We start from the raw sequence: 14,776 nt of genomic DNA on the forward strand, positions 1-14,776 counted from the left end.
CCTAGAACGCCGACAGGATCTGGTGGTTCCACCACAGGTCGAGCTTGTCGAGGGTGTCGACGTCACCCGGCTTCTTCAGCGTGCCGATGGTGAGGTTCCTGGTGTCGACCCACCAGACCTGGGCGGTGCCGCCGTCGAGGAAGCAGGTGGTGAACTCGTTCGGCAGCGGGCCGGAGGTGTCGCGGTAGAAGAGTGCGTAGTGGATGGGGTCGGACTTCGGCCGGCATCCACCGCGCTCGTCCATCCGCGGGATGCCCCGGCTCGTGACCAGCGCCAGGAAGAACGCGTTCTGCTTGGCCTGGTCGGCGAACAGCCGGAACTCGGCCTCGGCCGGCGGCGGGGCCCACGGGTCCTCGACGGTCACGGTCGTGCAGCGGACGGTGGCGACCGTGTCCTTGTCGGCAGCGGTGGGCGCGCAGGACTTGGCGCTCTGGTAGACGGTCGGCAGGGCGGCCATCAGCGCGTCGTCCTGCGGCGTCCGGGTCCGGGTGGTGGTCGTGGCGCTCGTGCTCGAGGCGGTCGTCGTCGTGGTCGTCGTGCTGGACGAGGTGGTGCCGGACCCGACCGTCCTGTCGCCGTTGCCGATGATCAGCACGGTCGCCACGAGTCCCGCCACGACCGCGAACGCGCCGGCGGCGAGGGCGATCCGCTTGGCGGGGACGGACCTGGTGCGCGTCGGCGGGTACGGCACCGGGTTCACGACCTGCTGCGGGCCGGTCGCCACGTGGTGGGCCGGTGCCCAGGGCTGAGGTGTGGGCTGCTGGGGGAACTGCGGGCGGCCCTGCGGAGCCGGTGCTCCCGGTCGTGGCCAGCCGGCCGGGGGTCCCGCGTGCCCGCCCGGTGGGGTTGGAGTGCCGGGGTGTCCCGCGGGCGGGGTCGACGGAGCGGGATGGCCCGCGGGAGGGGTCGAAGGAGCGGCGTGCCCCGCAGGCGGGGTCGCACCGGCGGATGCGGGGGCGGCGAATCCCCCGGCCGGAGTCGCACCGGCGGGCGCGGAACCGGCGAATCCCCCGGCCGGAGTCGCACCGGCAGGTGCGGGAGCGGCGAATCCCCCGGCCGGAGTCGCACCGGCGGCCGCGGGACCGGCGAATCCCCCGGCCGGTGTCGTACCGCCAGGTGCGGGAGGCGCGCCGCCGAGCAGCCCGAACTGTCCCGCGGACGCGGCGGAGGCGGCCAGGACCTCGGCCGCCGCCCGTGCGAACGCGCCCGCCGTGGCGTAGCGGTCGGCCGGGTCCTTGGCCATGCCCTTCGCGATGACGTCGTCCAGCTCCGCCGGGACCGCCGGGTTCAGCGGAGAGGCCTTGGGCGGTGCCTCGTTGAGGTGCGCCCAGATCTGGGCGGCGGTGCCGTCCGCGGTGAACGGGCGGCGGTTCGTCAGGCAGGCGAACAGGACGCAGGCCAGGGCGTACACGTCCGCCCGGCCGTCCACCGGGCCGCTCTCGAAGCGTTCCGGGGCCATGTAGTCGAGGGTGCCGACCACGGAGCCGGACGCGGTGAGGCTCGTCGCGGCCGGGGAGACGCTGCGGGCGATGCCGAAGTCCACCAGGTACACGAAGTCGCCGGAGGTGACGAGGACGTTCGAGGGCTTCACGTCGCGGTGCACGAGACCGTCGGCGTGCGCGGCGTCCAGGGCGCTCGCCACCTGCTCGACGATGCGCACGGCCCGTGCCGGTTCGACCGTCCCCTCGCGGATCACGTCCGACAGGTCGGAACCCTCCACCAGCCGCATGTCCAGGTAGAGCCGGCCGTCGATCTCACCGTAGGCGTGGATCGGGATGACGTGCGGCTCACGCAGCCGGGCGACGATCTGCGCCTCGCGGCGGAAGCGGGCGCGGTAGTCCTCGTCGTCGTGGTAGCCGGGCGACAGCCTCTTGAGCGCCACGAACCGGTCGTGCGCCGTGTCGTAGGCCCGGTGCACCTCGCCCATCCCACCCCGACCGAGCAGTTGCTCGATCCGGTACGGCCCGAACGTCTCTTGCGTCATCGTCCTCGTGTCCCGCGCGTCTCGTCCGTTCGAGTCGACGCGCGCCGGCCGCCGCGCGTTCCACCGGAGGCAGCCTACAAATCCGCGAGCCCGCCGGTTCGCGCAGGACGTGGTCAGCCCGGCGGGTTCCCTGTCACCGGGCGGGTAGCGGCAGAACGCGCGCCAGCACGGGAACCGTGGCGGCGGCGACGACGGTGTGCATCGCGACCAGCGCGACCGAGTTCACCACGGAGGCGCCTCCCGCGAGGATGCCGAAGTCAGGAATCCACGAGAGCACGACGACGACCGGCACGAGGACGCGCAGCACACGCCTCGGGTCGCGGGCCGAGCGGCGCACGAGGTACCAGCCGAGGGTGCCGAGCAGGACGCCGATCACCGTGGCGGGGGCGTACTCCGCGAGCGCGAGGCCCATGCGTTCCACGCCCGCCGGGATGAACTTGCCCGCGACCAGGGCGATCAGGGCGTTGACCGCGATCGAGACCACAGCGGCTCCCAGAAGGCCGACGACGACCTCCCCGGCGCTGGGCGCGAGCACTGACGAGCGAGCCGGGAAGCTGGTGTCGGCCATGAGCCCTGTCCTTCGGTAGGCTGAATTGCAAGCAGTCACTTGCAATTCAAGGTAGCCATCCGGTCACGCTGATGCAAGTGCGCACTTGCATCCATCGAGGAGGACGCGTGGCCGGCCGGGTGACCGACGAGACGGTGTTCGACGCGGCGCTGGCGGTGATCGCCGAACAGGGGTACGAGCGGGCGACCACCCGCGCGATCGCCGACGCCGCCGGCATCAACGAGGCGACGCTGTTCCGCCGGTTCACCTCGAAGCAGAACCTGTTGCGGCAGGCCGTGCGCGGCAACTTCGCGGGGTTCGCGCTCGACCTCGACGCACCGGGCGACGACGTGGCCGCCGACCTGACCAAGATCGTGAGCTACTACTCCCGGCTCTACGAGACGCGCGGTGGCGTGGTGCTCACCCTCATGAGGGAGGCGAAGTTCAGCCCGGAGGTGGCCTCGGTCCTCACCGAACCGGAGAAGCTGCTGGAACGGGTGGACGCGGTGATCCTGCACCACCAGCGGCGAGGCGCTCTGGTCGTCGAGCCGCCGCGGCACACGTTCTTCGCGCTGGTCGGGCCGGTGATGATGCGGGCCATCGCGCGGCGGGTCGACCAGCGGGCCACCCAGGCACCCGCCGATCCCGAGACCGTCGTGCGCCGGTTCCTGGCCGGGCACCGGCCGGGCTGAGGCGTCATGAGCCGGGCAGGACGGACTCCATGGCGGCGAGCAGTCCCTCGGGCGTCTCGACCTGCGGCAGGTGGCCGGTGCGGGGAAGCAGCGTGAACGTCGCCGACGGGATCGCGGCCGCGTAGGCCTTGCCGTACGCGGGATCGACGATGCGGTCACTCTCGCCCCACAGCACGTGGACGGGGATCTTCACGTCGGCGAGCCGGTCGATCAGCGTGGGGTCCGACATGGACGGCCCGGTGTACCCGATGAGCGCCTGCACGTCCGGGCTGGGCCCGTTGCCGCCCGCGGGCGGCGCGGGCAGCTTGGAGGGGTCGTGGAACGAGAACGAGCGGATCTCGGCGACGCTCAGGCCGCTGACGTCGGTCATGGGGTGGCCGTCGACCACGACGCCGATCCCGTTGACGATCACCGCACCGCTGACGCGCGGGCTCGCGCACAGCGCGATCTCGGCGGCCAGCCAGCCGCCGAACGAGTTGCCGACCACCACCACGTCCGCGAGGTCCAGCTCGTCCAGCATCGCGACGTAGTACCGCGCCAGCTCGCGGACGCCGGTCAGCCCGTCCGGCTTGGGGGTGCCGCCGAACCCGGGATGGGTCGGCGCCAGCACCTGGGCTTGCGTGTGGCCGGTCAGCAACGCGGCGAACCGGGTCATCGTGGGGGCGCCGCCCCCGCCGTGCAGGAGCAGGTAGGTCCGAGTCATATAAGCAACCTTAGATAAGGATACTTATATAAGCAAGGTTCGTTAAGCTGGACGGCGTGAAGCACCGTCCCGCCGATGTCGCACTCGCCGTGAAGCGCCTGCAGCACCGCCACCACCGCGCGCTGACCCAGGCGCTGGCGCCGCTCGGGCTGTCCCTCGTCCAGTGGGACACACTGCGCCACCTGCACCGCCGGCCGGACGCCTCACTGCACGACCTGGCGGTGCTGACGTTCCAGACCGACCAGTCCTTCGGCTCACTGGCGGTGCGCATGGCCGATCGCGGGCTGATCGAGAGGATTCCGGCACCAGGACGGGCCGTGCGCCACCGCCTCACCGAGGAGGGGGCCCGGCTGCGAGCCGAGGGGCAGGCCCTGGCCGACGACATCGTCGAGTCGTCGTTCGGCGGACTGACGCCCGCGCAGCTCGACCAGCTGGGCGACCTGCTGCAGATCACACTCGGAAGCACCGAGGGCTGAAGACAGTCCTTTGTGGACTTTCCCGGCGTTTGTCGTGACGGCTGTTCGGGTGGTTTCTCCTCGCCACACTTGAAGTTCATTTGGTTGCTCATTGACAGACCCGGCGCGGACTCGACAGGCTGCACCTCCCTGTGATCGAAAGGTGCCGCTTGTCATGAAACTCCGTTTCCTCTTACCGGCCCTCGCCCTGCTCTCCGCCGTGGTGGTCACCCCCGCCGCGGCAGCGGAGGCGGACCCGGTGACGGCCGCCGACGCCTGCTACACCTGGGGACGCACCCTGTCGGAGGGTGCGTCGGGCGAGGACGTGCGCCAGTTGCAGATCCGGGTCGCCGGCTACCCCGGTTACGGCGGCGTGCTGGGCCTCGACGGGCAGTTCGGGCCAGCCACCAAGGCAGCAGTGACCCGGTTCCAGCAGGCCTACGGCCTCGGCGCCGACGGCATCGCCGGGTCCGCGACGTTCTCGAAGATCTACGCGTTGCAGGACGACGACTGCACGCCGGTCAACTTCTCCTACGACGAGCTGAACAACTGCAACTCCGACTGGTCGGGCGGCAACGTCTCGGCGGCGACCGCACGCGCGAACGCCCTGGTGTCCATGTGGAAGCTGCAGGCGATGCGGCACGCCATGGGCGACAGGCCGATCGACGTCAACGGCGGCTTCCGCAGCGTCTCGTGCAACAACGCCGTCGGCGGTGCGGCCGGAAGCCGGCACCTCTACGGCGACGCCGTCGACCTGGGCGCCGGAGCCCAGGGCTTCTGCGCGCTGGCGAAGCAGGCCCGCAACCACGGCTTCAACGAGATCCTCGGACCGGGCTACACCGGCCACAACGACCACGTGCACGTCGCCCACAAGTCCAGCCGCTTCTGGTCCGCACCGAGCTGCGGCGTGTCCTGACCGGCAGAGCTTCCCCGGCCACACCCACGACGGCTCCCGCACGGGAGCCGTCGTTCACTCCCCCGAGGCCTGCGCCCGCGGAGGCACCGCGAGCCACTCCAGCTCGGCGGCGAGCATGCCCAGCTGGAACCTCGACTGGACGCCGAGCAACGACTGCAGGCGCGCGATGCGCCGGTTCAAGGTGCGCAGGCTGACGTCCAGCTCGCGCGCGATCGCACGGTCGGTCGCGCCGGTGCGCATGAGCTGCAGCAGGCGCCGAGTCGCCATCGTGGGCTCCTGGCCCACGGTCAGGTGGGTGACCACCCCCGGTGTTACGCGGGTCACAGTCATACGGCGACTGTATGCCGGACTATTGGCGGACGTCAATCAAAAGTCTGCACTTAGCTGTCAAAATGCAGGCATCTTCAGGATGAAGGCCGCCATTACGAGGGCATGCGCGATCGCTGCGGCGACCTCGCGATCAGGTAGCGGCGGCAGAGAGCTGCCCAGGCGCTACGTCACTGGCAGCGACCTCACCCAGCCGGGCGTCCGACACCTCCAGCAACAGCACATGCCGCGCCACCGCCGCCCAGGACATTGGGCTCAGACCACCAACTAAGTGGCGCTGGAAGAAAGCTGCACCTCAGACACAGCACCACCAGCAGCGACCTCACCCAGCCGGGCGTCCGCCCCCTCCAGCGACAGCGCATGCCGCGTCACCGCCGCCCAGGACACCAGACGCAGACCACCAACTAGGTGGCGCTGGAAGAAAGCTGCACCTCAGGCGCACCACCACCGGCAGCGACCTCACCCAGCCGCACATCCAGCACCTCCGGCGACAACACGTGCCGCACCACCATCGCCGCAGCCCCCAGCGCACCGGCGGTCTCCCCGGCACCCGAAGCGACGATGCGGAGGTTCTCCGTGGCCAGCGGGAGCGAGCGGCGGTAGATCGACTCGCGCACGCCCGCCAGCAGCATCTCGCCCGCCTCCGCGAGCAGGCCGCCGATGACCACGAGCGACGGGTTGAACATGCTCACGCAGCCGGCGAGCACCTCGCCGATGTCCCTGCCCGCCTGCCGCACGACACGGCCCGCCTCGAGGTTGCCCGCCCGGACGAGGGCGACCACGTCGGCCGTCGAGTCCGCGGGGTGGCCCAGGTCGCGCAGCTTCGCGGCCAGCGCGGGGCCGGCGGCGACGGCTTCCAGGCAGTCGGTGTTGCCGCAGCGGCAGAGCGCCTCGCCGCCCTCGGGCACCCTGATGTGGCCGAGGTCGCCCGCGGCACCCGCCGCGCCGCGGTGCAGGACGCCGTTGCTGATCAGGCCCGCGCCGATGCCGGTCGCCGCCTTCACCACGATCATGTGCCGCACGTCCGGGTGCGAGGCGGTGTGCTCGCCCAGGGCCATGAGGTTGACCTCGTTGTCGACCAGGACCGGCACGCCGAACTCCGCCGCGATCGCCGCCGGAACGTCGAAGCCGTCCCATCCCGGCATGATCGGCGGGTTGTTCGGGCGGCCGGTGGAGTGCTCGACCGGGCCCGGCAGGCCGATGCCGACGCCGGCGATCTGCGCGGCGTCGACCTTCAGCAGCAGCGAGCGCCAGGTCGTGACGAGGAGCGGGAGTATGGCGGCGGGGCCGTCGGCCACGTCGAGGTCCACCTGTTCGACGGCCAGCAGCCGGCACGCCAGGTCCGAGATGGCGACGGTGGCGTGGGTGGCGCCCACCTCGGCGGCGAGCACGAGGTGGGCGGAGGGGTTGAAGCCGAACCTGCCGGCCGGACGGCCACCGGTCGACTCCCCCGTGCCGCTGCCGGTCACCAGCCCGGCCGCCACCAGCAGGTCGAGCCTGGCGCGCACGGTGGAACGGGCGAGGCCGGTCGCGGCCACGATCTCCGCCCGGGTGCGCGGGCTGCCGTCCATCAGCATGCGCAGCACTGCGGCCGGCGAACCCGCCTCGACACCCAAGGTGCTCTCCATCGAACAATTGTCACATCGGCACGGACAGGTGTTTCGCGGTCGTCACCCGCCGGAGCTGAACGCGGCGTCGAACGAGGCCGACGGCGGGTCGAAGGCGTTGCGGCGGATGAACTCCAGCGCCTCGGGGGCACCGGTGAGGCGGTCCATCCCCGCGTCCTCCCACTCGACGCTGATCGGGCCGGAGTAGCCGATGGTGTTGAGCATCCGGAACGACTGCTCCCACGGCACGTCACCGCGTCCGGTCGAGACGAAGTCCCAGCCGCGCCGCGGGTCCCCCCACGCCAGGTGCGAGCCCATCCGGCCGTTGCGGCCGTTGCCGACCTGGCGCCGGGCGTCCTTGCAGTCGACGTGGTAGATCCGGTCGCGGAAGTCCCACAGGAACCCGACCGGGTCGAGGTCCTGCCAGACGAAGTGCGACGGGTCCCAGTTGAGGCCGAACGCGGGCCGGTGCCCGATCGCCTCCAGCGCCCGGACGGTCGTCCAGTAGTCGTAGGCGATCTCGGACGGGTGGACCTCGTGCGCGAACCGCACGCCCACCTCGTCGAACACGTCCAGGATCGGGTTCCAGCGGTCGGCGAAGTCCTGGTAGCCCGCGTCGATCATCGAGGCGGGCGCCGGCGGGAACATCGCGACGGTCTTCCAGATCGACGAGCCGGTGAACCCCACGACGGTGTCGACGCCGAGCCTGGCCGCGGCCCGCGCGGTCGCCTTCATCTCCTCCGCCGCCCGCTGCCGCACCCCCTCGGGGTCCCCGTCGCCCCAGTTGCGGGCGGACAGGATGCCCTGGTGCCGCTCGTCGATGGGGTCGTCGCAGACGGCCTGGCCGGTGAGGTGGTTGGAGATCGTCCACACCTTCAGGTCGTGCTTGGCGAGGATCGCGAGCCGGTCCGCGACGTAGTCGTCGTCCTCCGCGGCCCGCCACGGGTCGAGGTGGTCGCCCCAGCAGGCGATCTCCAGGCCGTCGTAGCCCCAGCCCGAGGCCAGCCGGCAGACCTCCTCGAACGGCAGGTCGGCCCACTGGCCGGTGAACAGCGTGATCGGACGTGCCATTTCCCGTCTCCTCCTCAAACCTGCTGCCACGTGCCGGACTCCGCGCTCGCCTCGACGGCGGCGAGGACGCGCTGCACCCGCAGTCCGTCGTCGAACGTCGGTGCGGGGTCGGTGCCCGCGGCCACCGCCCGCACGAAGTCGACGGCCTGGTGGGTGAACGCGTGCTCGTACCCCAGGCCGTGCCCGGCGGGCCACCAGGCACCCACGTACGGGTGCTCCGGCTCGGTCACCACGATCCGGCGGAACCCCGCGACGGCGGAGTCCTCGGTGCCGTCGAAGAACTGCAGCACGTTCATGTCCTCGAAGTCGAACGCCAGGCTGCCCGCCGAGCCGTTGATCTCGATGCGCAGCGCGTTCTTGCGGCCGTTGGCGAAGCGAGTGGCCTCGAACGAGCCGAGCGCGCCACCGGCGAAGCGCGCCAGGAACAGTGCCGCGTCGTCCACGGTGACCGGCCCGGTCCGGTCGGACGCCGTGCCGGACAGCCCGGAGTGGCTGACCGCCAGCGGACGCTCCGGCACGAACGTCACCAGCGTCCCCATCACCTCGCTGATGGTGTCGCCGAGGACGAACTGGGCGGCGTCCACGATGTGCGCGCCGATGTCGCCCAGCGCGCCGGAGCCCGCCTTCTCCTTGTCCAGCCGCCACGACAGCGGTGCGGCCGGGTCCACGATCCAGTCCTGCAGGTACTGGGCGCGCACGTGGTGGATGCGCCCCAGCCTGCCCTGGGCGACCAGGTCGCGGGCGAGGCCCAGGGCGGGCACCCGCCGGTAGCTGAACCCGACCATGGCCCGCACCCCGCGCTGCGCGGCGCGGTGTGCGGCCTCGGCCATGGCGACGGCCTCGGCGACGCTGTTGGCCATCGGCTTCTCGCACAACACGTGCTTGCCCGCGTCGAGGGCGGCGACCGCGATCTCCGCGTGCGTGTCACCCGGCGTGCAGATGTCCACCACGTGCACGTCGTCGCGGTCCAGCACGGACTTCCAGTCGGTCACGGCCTCCGCCCAGCCGAGGCGTTCGGCGGCGGCCGCGGTGCGCTCGGCGTCGCGGCCGCAGAGCACGGACATCACCGGTCGCAGCGGCAGGTCGAAGAAGCGCGGCGCGACCCGCCACGCCTGGGAGTGCGCCGCTCCCATGAAGGCGTGGCCGATCATCGCGATGCCCAGCTCCGGGGTCGTCACAATGCGGTCCTCTCGGTTTCTCAGGACTCGAAGGCGGTCGGCAGGTAGCGGTCGACGTTGTCCTTCGTGACGACCGGGGCGTAGAGCTGGACCTGCCGGGGGATCTCCACCTCGACCAGGTCGCCGAGGCTCTTGTTCTGCACGGCGAGCCGCGCGAGCCGGATGCCGTCGGCGCCCTGGGTGGACGGGTAGATCACGGTCGCCTTGTGCGGGCCGTTGTCCGCCTTGATCTCGCGCATCACGTTCGCCGATCCCGCGCCGCCGACCATGAAGAACTCGCTGCGGCCGGAGTTCTTGATGGCGGCGGTGACGCCGACGCCCTGGTCGTCGTCGTGGTTCCAGAGGGCGTCGATCTTGGGTGCGGCCTGCAGCAGGTTCGCGGCGGCCCGCTCACCGCTCTCCACGGTGAACTCGGCGGCGACGCGGTTGCTGACCTTCAGCCCGCAGCCCGCGAGCGCCTCCGCGAAGCCCTTGCTGCGGTCCTGGGTCAGCGGCAGCGAGTCGATGCCGGCGATCTCCGCGACCACGGAGCCCGGCTTGTCCTTGAGCCGCTCGCAGACGTACGTGCCGGCGGACACGCCCATGCCGTAGTTGTCGCCGAGCACGGTGGACCGCGCGGCGAACGGGCTGTCGAACTGGCGGTCGACGTTGATCACGGTGATGCCGGCCTTCATGGCCTTCAGCGCGACCGGGGTGAGCGCCGCGCCGTCGAACGGCAGCAGGACGATCGCGTCCACCTTGTCGTTGATGAACGTCTCGACCTGGCTGATCTGGAGGTTGGGGTCGTTGGTGCCCTCGACGACGCGCAGCTCGACGTCGGAGTACTTGCCGGCCTCCTTCTTGGCGGCGTCGGTGATCGCGGCCATCCAGCCGTGGTCGGCGGCCGGGGCCGAGAAGCCGATGACGACCTTCTTGCCCGGCTCGTCGTTGGCGACCTTGACACCGCCGCCCTGGTTCCCGCCGCCCTGGGGCTCGGGGGTGTTGCCCGTGCACGCGGTGAGCGCGACGCCGAGGGTCAGCACGGCGGCGAATCGGACGACTCTCTTGTGTTGCATGGGTTTCTATCTCCTCGGAGTGCGGCGGTGGTGGTCGCGGCCTCAAGCGCCGCTGCGTCGGGCGAGCCGCTGCTGGAGGAGGACGGCGACCACGATGATCGCGCCCTTTGCGACGGCCTGGGCGGAGATGGAGAGGTTGTTGAGGGTGAAGACGTTCGACAGCGTGGTGAAGATCAGGACGCCGAAGACGGTGCCGGCGATCGTGCCGCGGCCACCCGACAGCAGCGTTCCGCCGATCACGACCGCGGCGATCGCGTCGAGCTCGTACAGGCCGCCGTGGGTCGCGCTGCCGGTCGTGGTGCGGGCGATGAGCATGACGGCGGCGAGGCCGCAGCACAGGCCGAGCAGCGAGTAGAGCATCACGGTGTGGCGCCGCACGTCGATGCCGGCCAGCCGCGCCGCCTCCGGGTTGCCGCCGACGGCGAACGTCCGCCGCCCGAACGTGGTCCGGTTGAGCAGCACCCACCCGCCGACGGCGACCAGCGCGAAGATCACGACGAGCACCGGGATCCCGAGCACCGAGGCGTCGAAGAACGCGGCGAAGCCCGGCACGTTCACGATCTGCGTCTTGCGGTTGGAGATGATCTCCGCGAGACCGCGGGCGGCGGCCAGGCTCGCCAGGGTCGCGATGAACGCCACGACCCGGCCGTAGGCGATGAGCGCGCCGTTGACCAGTCCGCACGCACCGCCCACCAGCAAGGCGGTGAACACCATGACGATCCAGTGCGAGTCGTTCGCGATCCCCTGCGTGGCAAGGGTCGTCGCCCACACCGAGGAGAGCGCGACGATCGCGCCCACCGACAGGTCGATGCCGCCACCGGTGATCACGAACGTCATGCCGATGCTGACGACGCCGATCACCGCGGCGAGCCGCAGGATGGTGAGCAGGTTGTCGACGTCGGCGAACCGGTCCCCAGCGGTGACCACACCGCCGATGCACAACAGGACCAGTGCGACCACGAGGCCGGTGTTGCGCCCGGCCGCGGAGCCGAGCAACGCCGAGATGCCGGACTCCTTCCCGACCGGGGGCGTCTGCTTCTGCGCGGGCACGGCGGCGGTGTCCTCGCTCATGCTGGTTGTCCTTCCATGACCAGGTCGAGGACCCGGGACTCGTCGATCTCGTCGGCCGGGCCGTCGTGCACCACGCGGCCCTCGCGCACCACCAGGACCCGGTCGGCCAGGCCCAGCACCTCTTCGACGTCGCTGGACACGACGACCACGGCGACACCGGAGTCGGCCAGCTGACGGACGAGCTCGTAGATCTCGCTGCGCGCGCCCACGTCCACGCCGCGGGTGGGTTCGTCCAGCAGCAGCACCCGGCACTCGCGCAGCAGCCACCGCGCGAGCACGACCTTCTGCTGGTTGCCTCCGGACAGGCCGCGCACCACGCGGTCGACGCCGGCCGGGCGGACGTCCAGCGCCTCGGTGAGCTTGGTGGAGCGGGCGCGTTCGGCGCGGTCGTCCAGGAACCCGAACTTCGCGAACGACGACATCGACGAGACGGTGATGTTGCGGTACACGGCCTGGTCCAGCAGCAAGCCCTGGCTCTTGCGCTCCTCGGGGCACAACCCCATCCCCGCGCGCACGGCAGCGCCTACGCTTCCTCGTCGCAAGCGCCTGCCGTCGACCTCGACCGTGCCCTCCGCCGCCTTGCGCGCGCCGTAGACGGTCTCCAGGATCTCCGAACGCCCCGATCCCACGAGACCGGCGAGCCCGACCACCTCACCGGCGCGGACGGTGAGGTCCACGCCGGCGAAGCGGTCGCCGTCGGCCAGTCCGCGCACCACCAGCACCTCGGGCGCGGCCGGGTCGACCGGTGCCCGCTGCGGGTACACGTTGTCCAGCACCCGCCCGGTCATCAGCGAGATCAGCTCCGAGGTCTTCACCTCGCGCGCGGGCAGACCTGTCGCGACGGTGCGGCCGTCCTTGAGGACGGTCACCCGGTCGCCGATCTCCCTGATCTCGGCCAGCCGGTGCGAGATGTAGATCACCGCCACCCCCTGGGCGGTGAGCTCCCTGATGACACCGAACAGGACCCGCACCTCGTCCGGGTCCAGCACGGCCGACGGCTCGTCCATGATCAGCAGCTGCCCGTCCAGCGACAGCGCCCGCGCCATGCTGACGACCTGCTGGTGCGCCACCGACAACCGGCCGACGTCGCGGTCGGGCGAGATGTCCCTGTGCCCCAGGCGGTCGAGCAGCGCGCGGGTCCTGCGGCGCGCCTCAGCCCGCCGGCTGAAGCCCGCTGTGGACAGTTCGTGGCCGAGGAACACGTTGTCCGCCACGGACAACCCGGCCACGAGGTCGAGTTCCTGGTAGATGGCGGCCACACCGCTGCGCATCGCGGCCGTCGGGTTGCCGAACTCCACGACCTCGCCGCGCCAGCGGATCTCGCCCTCGTCGGGGCGGTGCGCGCCGGACAGCACCTTGATCAGCGTCGACTTGCCCGCGCCGTTCTGCCCGAGCAGGCAGTGGACCTCCCCCGCGCGGACGTCGAAGTCCACACCTCCCAGCGCGGTCACGCCGGGAAAGCGCTTCACCAGCCCCTGCACGGACAGCAGCGCGTTCGCACGCGCGGGCGAGCTCGTCATCGAGTCCTCCGGGGCTCCGGCAACCGTTGTGCCAGAAGGGAATTCGGCCTTACCGGAAATGACGCTAATGAGACGTCCCACCTGCGGCAAGATGGTCGGGGTGGCACATATCGGCCATCTTTTTCCTTGACGCGGGCATCCACAACCGGTCGACAATCGGTCGACCACGGCACGTCACCATGCGCCATGACCAAGGGCGACGGGCACCGTCCCGAACACGAACTGGTACGACTGACCAGTGGCGACGCGCGCCGCCACGCCAGGCTGGTCGTGCCCCGGCACGCCAGGGGCGCCCAGGACACGCGCTCCGAGGCCCGCCGCGACCGCGACCGGATCCTCTACTCGGTCGCCTGGCGCAGGCTCGGCGGTGTCACGCAGGTGGTGACGCCGTTCGAGGACATGGCCCTGATGCACAACAGGCTGACGCACTCCGAGAAGGTCGTCCAGGTGGCGCGCAGCATCGCCGAACGCCTCCTGCACGACAAGCCGGCGCGCGAGCTCGTCGTCCGGCTCGGCGGCATCGACGCGGACGTGGTCGAAGCCGCCGCGCTCGCGCACGACCTCGGCCACCCGCCGTTCGGCCACATCGGCGAGATCACGCTCGACAAGGTGGCGCGCGGCCTGTTGCGGCTGCCGGACGGGTTCGAGGGCAACGCGCAGACCTTCCGCACCGTGCTGATCGGCGAGACGCGCAGCAACGACTACCACGGCCTGAACCTCACCTGCGCCACGCTGGTCGCGATCGCCAAGTACCCCTGGCAGCGCGACCCGACCCTCAAGGACGACCACCGCGCCAAGCTGCGCAACGACGCGAACTACCGCAGGCGCTGGCGGAAGTTCAGCGTGTACCGGTCGGAGAAGGCCGCCTTCGACGAGGCCCGCGAGTTCCTCGACGACATCGAGGGGTTCCTGCCCGACACGCAGTCGCTCGAGGCGTCCATCATGGACGTCGCGGACGACATCACCTACGCGATCCACGACCTGGAGGACTTCTACCTCGCCGGCATCCTCGACGTCCGCGCGGTGCTCGACGAGCTGCGCCTCGACGAGGACGACGGCCTGCTCCGCAAGCTCCGCGACCGGCTCGGCATCGACTACCCCGACTACTTCAGCGAGGACCTGTTCGCCAAGGCGGTCAGGGTCGTCAAGGACGAGCTCAAGGCGTCGTTCTCCGCGAAGAACGACGGCGGCGTCCAGACCGTCGGACGGGCCCGTTCCGCCGGGTCGAAACTGATCGGCAAGTACATCAACAGCGTCGAGATCAGCGACGACGTGTTCTGGAAGCACGGCCCGTACATCGCGCTGGACGCGGAAGCGTGGCACGAGGTCCAGCTGCTCAAGGAGATCACCAAGAACTTCGTCATCAAACGGCCGGACATCGCCCTGCTGCAACGCGGCCAGCAACGAATCCTGCGCGAGCTCGTCAAGTACCTCCTGCGGTGGAAGAACTCCAACGCCGACTTCAAACGCCTCCCGCGCAGGCTGCGCGACGAGATCACCACGTACGCGCCGAGCGGTGGCAACACCAACCGCTGCATCCTCGACTACCTCTGCACGCTGACCGACGGCCAGTGCTACGCGCTCTACTACAAGCTGTCCGGATCGCGGCCCGCCGCGTCCCCCATGGACCTCTTCCTGTGAGGAGCAGGG

Annotated in this window: 14 protein-coding genes; 4 read left to right on the top strand and 10 right to left on the bottom strand. The window is 70.9% G+C overall.

What is annotated here, in order from left to right; translation table 11 throughout:
- Position 1 precedes the first annotated feature (1 nt).
- Positions 2–1,984 (bottom strand): protein kinase domain-containing protein, encoded by a 1,983-nt coding sequence (locus ORI60_RS01530; RefSeq protein ID WP_266033078.1) that lies wholly within the window; start codon positions 1,982–1,984, stop codon positions 2–4.
- A gap of 133 nt (positions 1,985–2,117) precedes the next feature.
- Positions 2,118–2,552 (bottom strand): DUF6069 family protein, encoded by a 435-nt coding sequence (locus ORI60_RS01535; RefSeq protein ID WP_266033080.1) that lies wholly within the window; start codon positions 2,550–2,552, stop codon positions 2,118–2,120.
- Between the two features lie 107 nt (positions 2,553–2,659).
- Here ORI60_RS01535 and ORI60_RS01540 point away from each other — a divergent pair, with 107 nt between their 5' ends.
- Positions 2,660–3,223 (top strand): TetR/AcrR family transcriptional regulator, encoded by a 564-nt coding sequence (locus tag ORI60_RS01540; RefSeq protein ID WP_266033082.1) that lies wholly within the window; start codon positions 2,660–2,662, stop codon positions 3,221–3,223.
- A gap of 4 nt (positions 3,224–3,227) precedes the next feature.
- Here ORI60_RS01540 and ORI60_RS01545 read toward each other — a convergent pair whose 3' ends face one another.
- The gene (locus tag ORI60_RS01545; protein ID WP_266033084.1) at positions 3,228–3,926 is read right to left on the bottom strand and encodes an alpha/beta fold hydrolase; all 699 of its coding nucleotides are present in this window, start codon (positions 3,924–3,926) and stop codon (positions 3,228–3,230) included.
- 56 nt (positions 3,927–3,982) lie between these two features.
- Between ORI60_RS01545 and ORI60_RS01550 the strand changes: the two genes are divergently transcribed.
- Both ORI60_RS01550 and ORI60_RS01555 read left to right on the top strand, forming a co-directional pair.
- Complete coding sequence (locus ORI60_RS01550) at positions 3,983–4,402, top strand: MarR family winged helix-turn-helix transcriptional regulator (protein WP_266033086.1); 420 nt, start codon at positions 3,983–3,985, stop codon at positions 4,400–4,402.
- Between the two features lie 154 nt (positions 4,403–4,556).
- On the top strand, positions 4,557–5,297 hold the full coding sequence (locus tag ORI60_RS01555; RefSeq protein ID WP_266033087.1) for a D-Ala-D-Ala carboxypeptidase family metallohydrolase: 741 nt from the start codon (positions 4,557–4,559) through the stop codon (positions 5,295–5,297).
- A 54-nt stretch (positions 5,298–5,351) separates the two neighbouring features.
- On the opposite strand, the gene ORI60_RS01560 is transcribed toward ORI60_RS01555, so the two are convergent.
- The 7 genes from ORI60_RS01560 to ORI60_RS01590 all read right to left on the bottom strand — a co-directional run bounded on the left by ORI60_RS01560 (position 5,352) and on the right by ORI60_RS01590 (position 13,126).
- Positions 5,352–5,627, bottom strand: a complete 276-nt coding sequence (locus ORI60_RS01560; protein ID WP_266033088.1) for a LuxR C-terminal-related transcriptional regulator — start codon at positions 5,625–5,627, stop codon at positions 5,352–5,354.
- 401 nt (positions 5,628–6,028) lie between these two features.
- Positions 6,029–7,252 (bottom strand): ROK family transcriptional regulator, encoded by a 1,224-nt coding sequence (locus ORI60_RS01565; RefSeq protein ID WP_266033090.1) that lies wholly within the window; start codon positions 7,250–7,252, stop codon positions 6,029–6,031.
- Between the two features lie 42 nt (positions 7,253–7,294).
- Positions 7,295–8,302, bottom strand: a complete 1,008-nt coding sequence (locus tag ORI60_RS01570) for a sugar phosphate isomerase/epimerase family protein (protein ID WP_266033093.1) — start codon at positions 8,300–8,302, stop codon at positions 7,295–7,297.
- Positions 8,303–8,316: 14 nt separating this feature from the next.
- Complete coding sequence (locus tag ORI60_RS01575; RefSeq protein WP_266033917.1) at positions 8,317–9,453, bottom strand: Gfo/Idh/MocA family protein; 1,137 nt, start codon at positions 9,451–9,453, stop codon at positions 8,317–8,319.
- Between the two features lie 47 nt (positions 9,454–9,500).
- Positions 9,501–10,535: a substrate-binding domain-containing protein gene (locus ORI60_RS01580; protein ID WP_266033096.1), complete on the bottom strand. Its 1,035-nt coding sequence runs from the start codon at positions 10,533–10,535 to the stop codon at positions 9,501–9,503.
- Between the two features lie 42 nt (positions 10,536–10,577).
- Complete coding sequence (locus ORI60_RS01585) at positions 10,578–11,606, bottom strand: ABC transporter permease (RefSeq protein WP_266033098.1); 1,029 nt, start codon at positions 11,604–11,606, stop codon at positions 10,578–10,580.
- A complete protein-coding gene (locus ORI60_RS01590; RefSeq protein ID WP_266033101.1) occupies positions 11,603–13,126 on the bottom strand; it encodes a sugar ABC transporter ATP-binding protein in 1,524 nt (507 codons plus the stop codon). The genes ORI60_RS01585 and ORI60_RS01590 overlap by 4 nt, the downstream gene beginning before the upstream one ends.
- A 186-nt stretch (positions 13,127–13,312) precedes the next feature.
- Between ORI60_RS01590 and ORI60_RS01595 the strand changes: the two genes are divergently transcribed.
- Positions 13,313–14,767, top strand: coding sequence for a deoxyguanosinetriphosphate triphosphohydrolase family protein (locus ORI60_RS01595; protein WP_266033104.1), 1,455 nt, complete (start codon positions 13,313–13,315; stop codon positions 14,765–14,767).
- Positions 14,768–14,776 lie beyond the last annotated feature (9 nt).

Origin of the sequence: Lentzea sp. NEAU-D7, from assembly GCF_026242055.1 — a bacterium.
GTDB lineage: Bacteria > Actinomycetota > Actinomycetes > Mycobacteriales > Pseudonocardiaceae > Lentzea.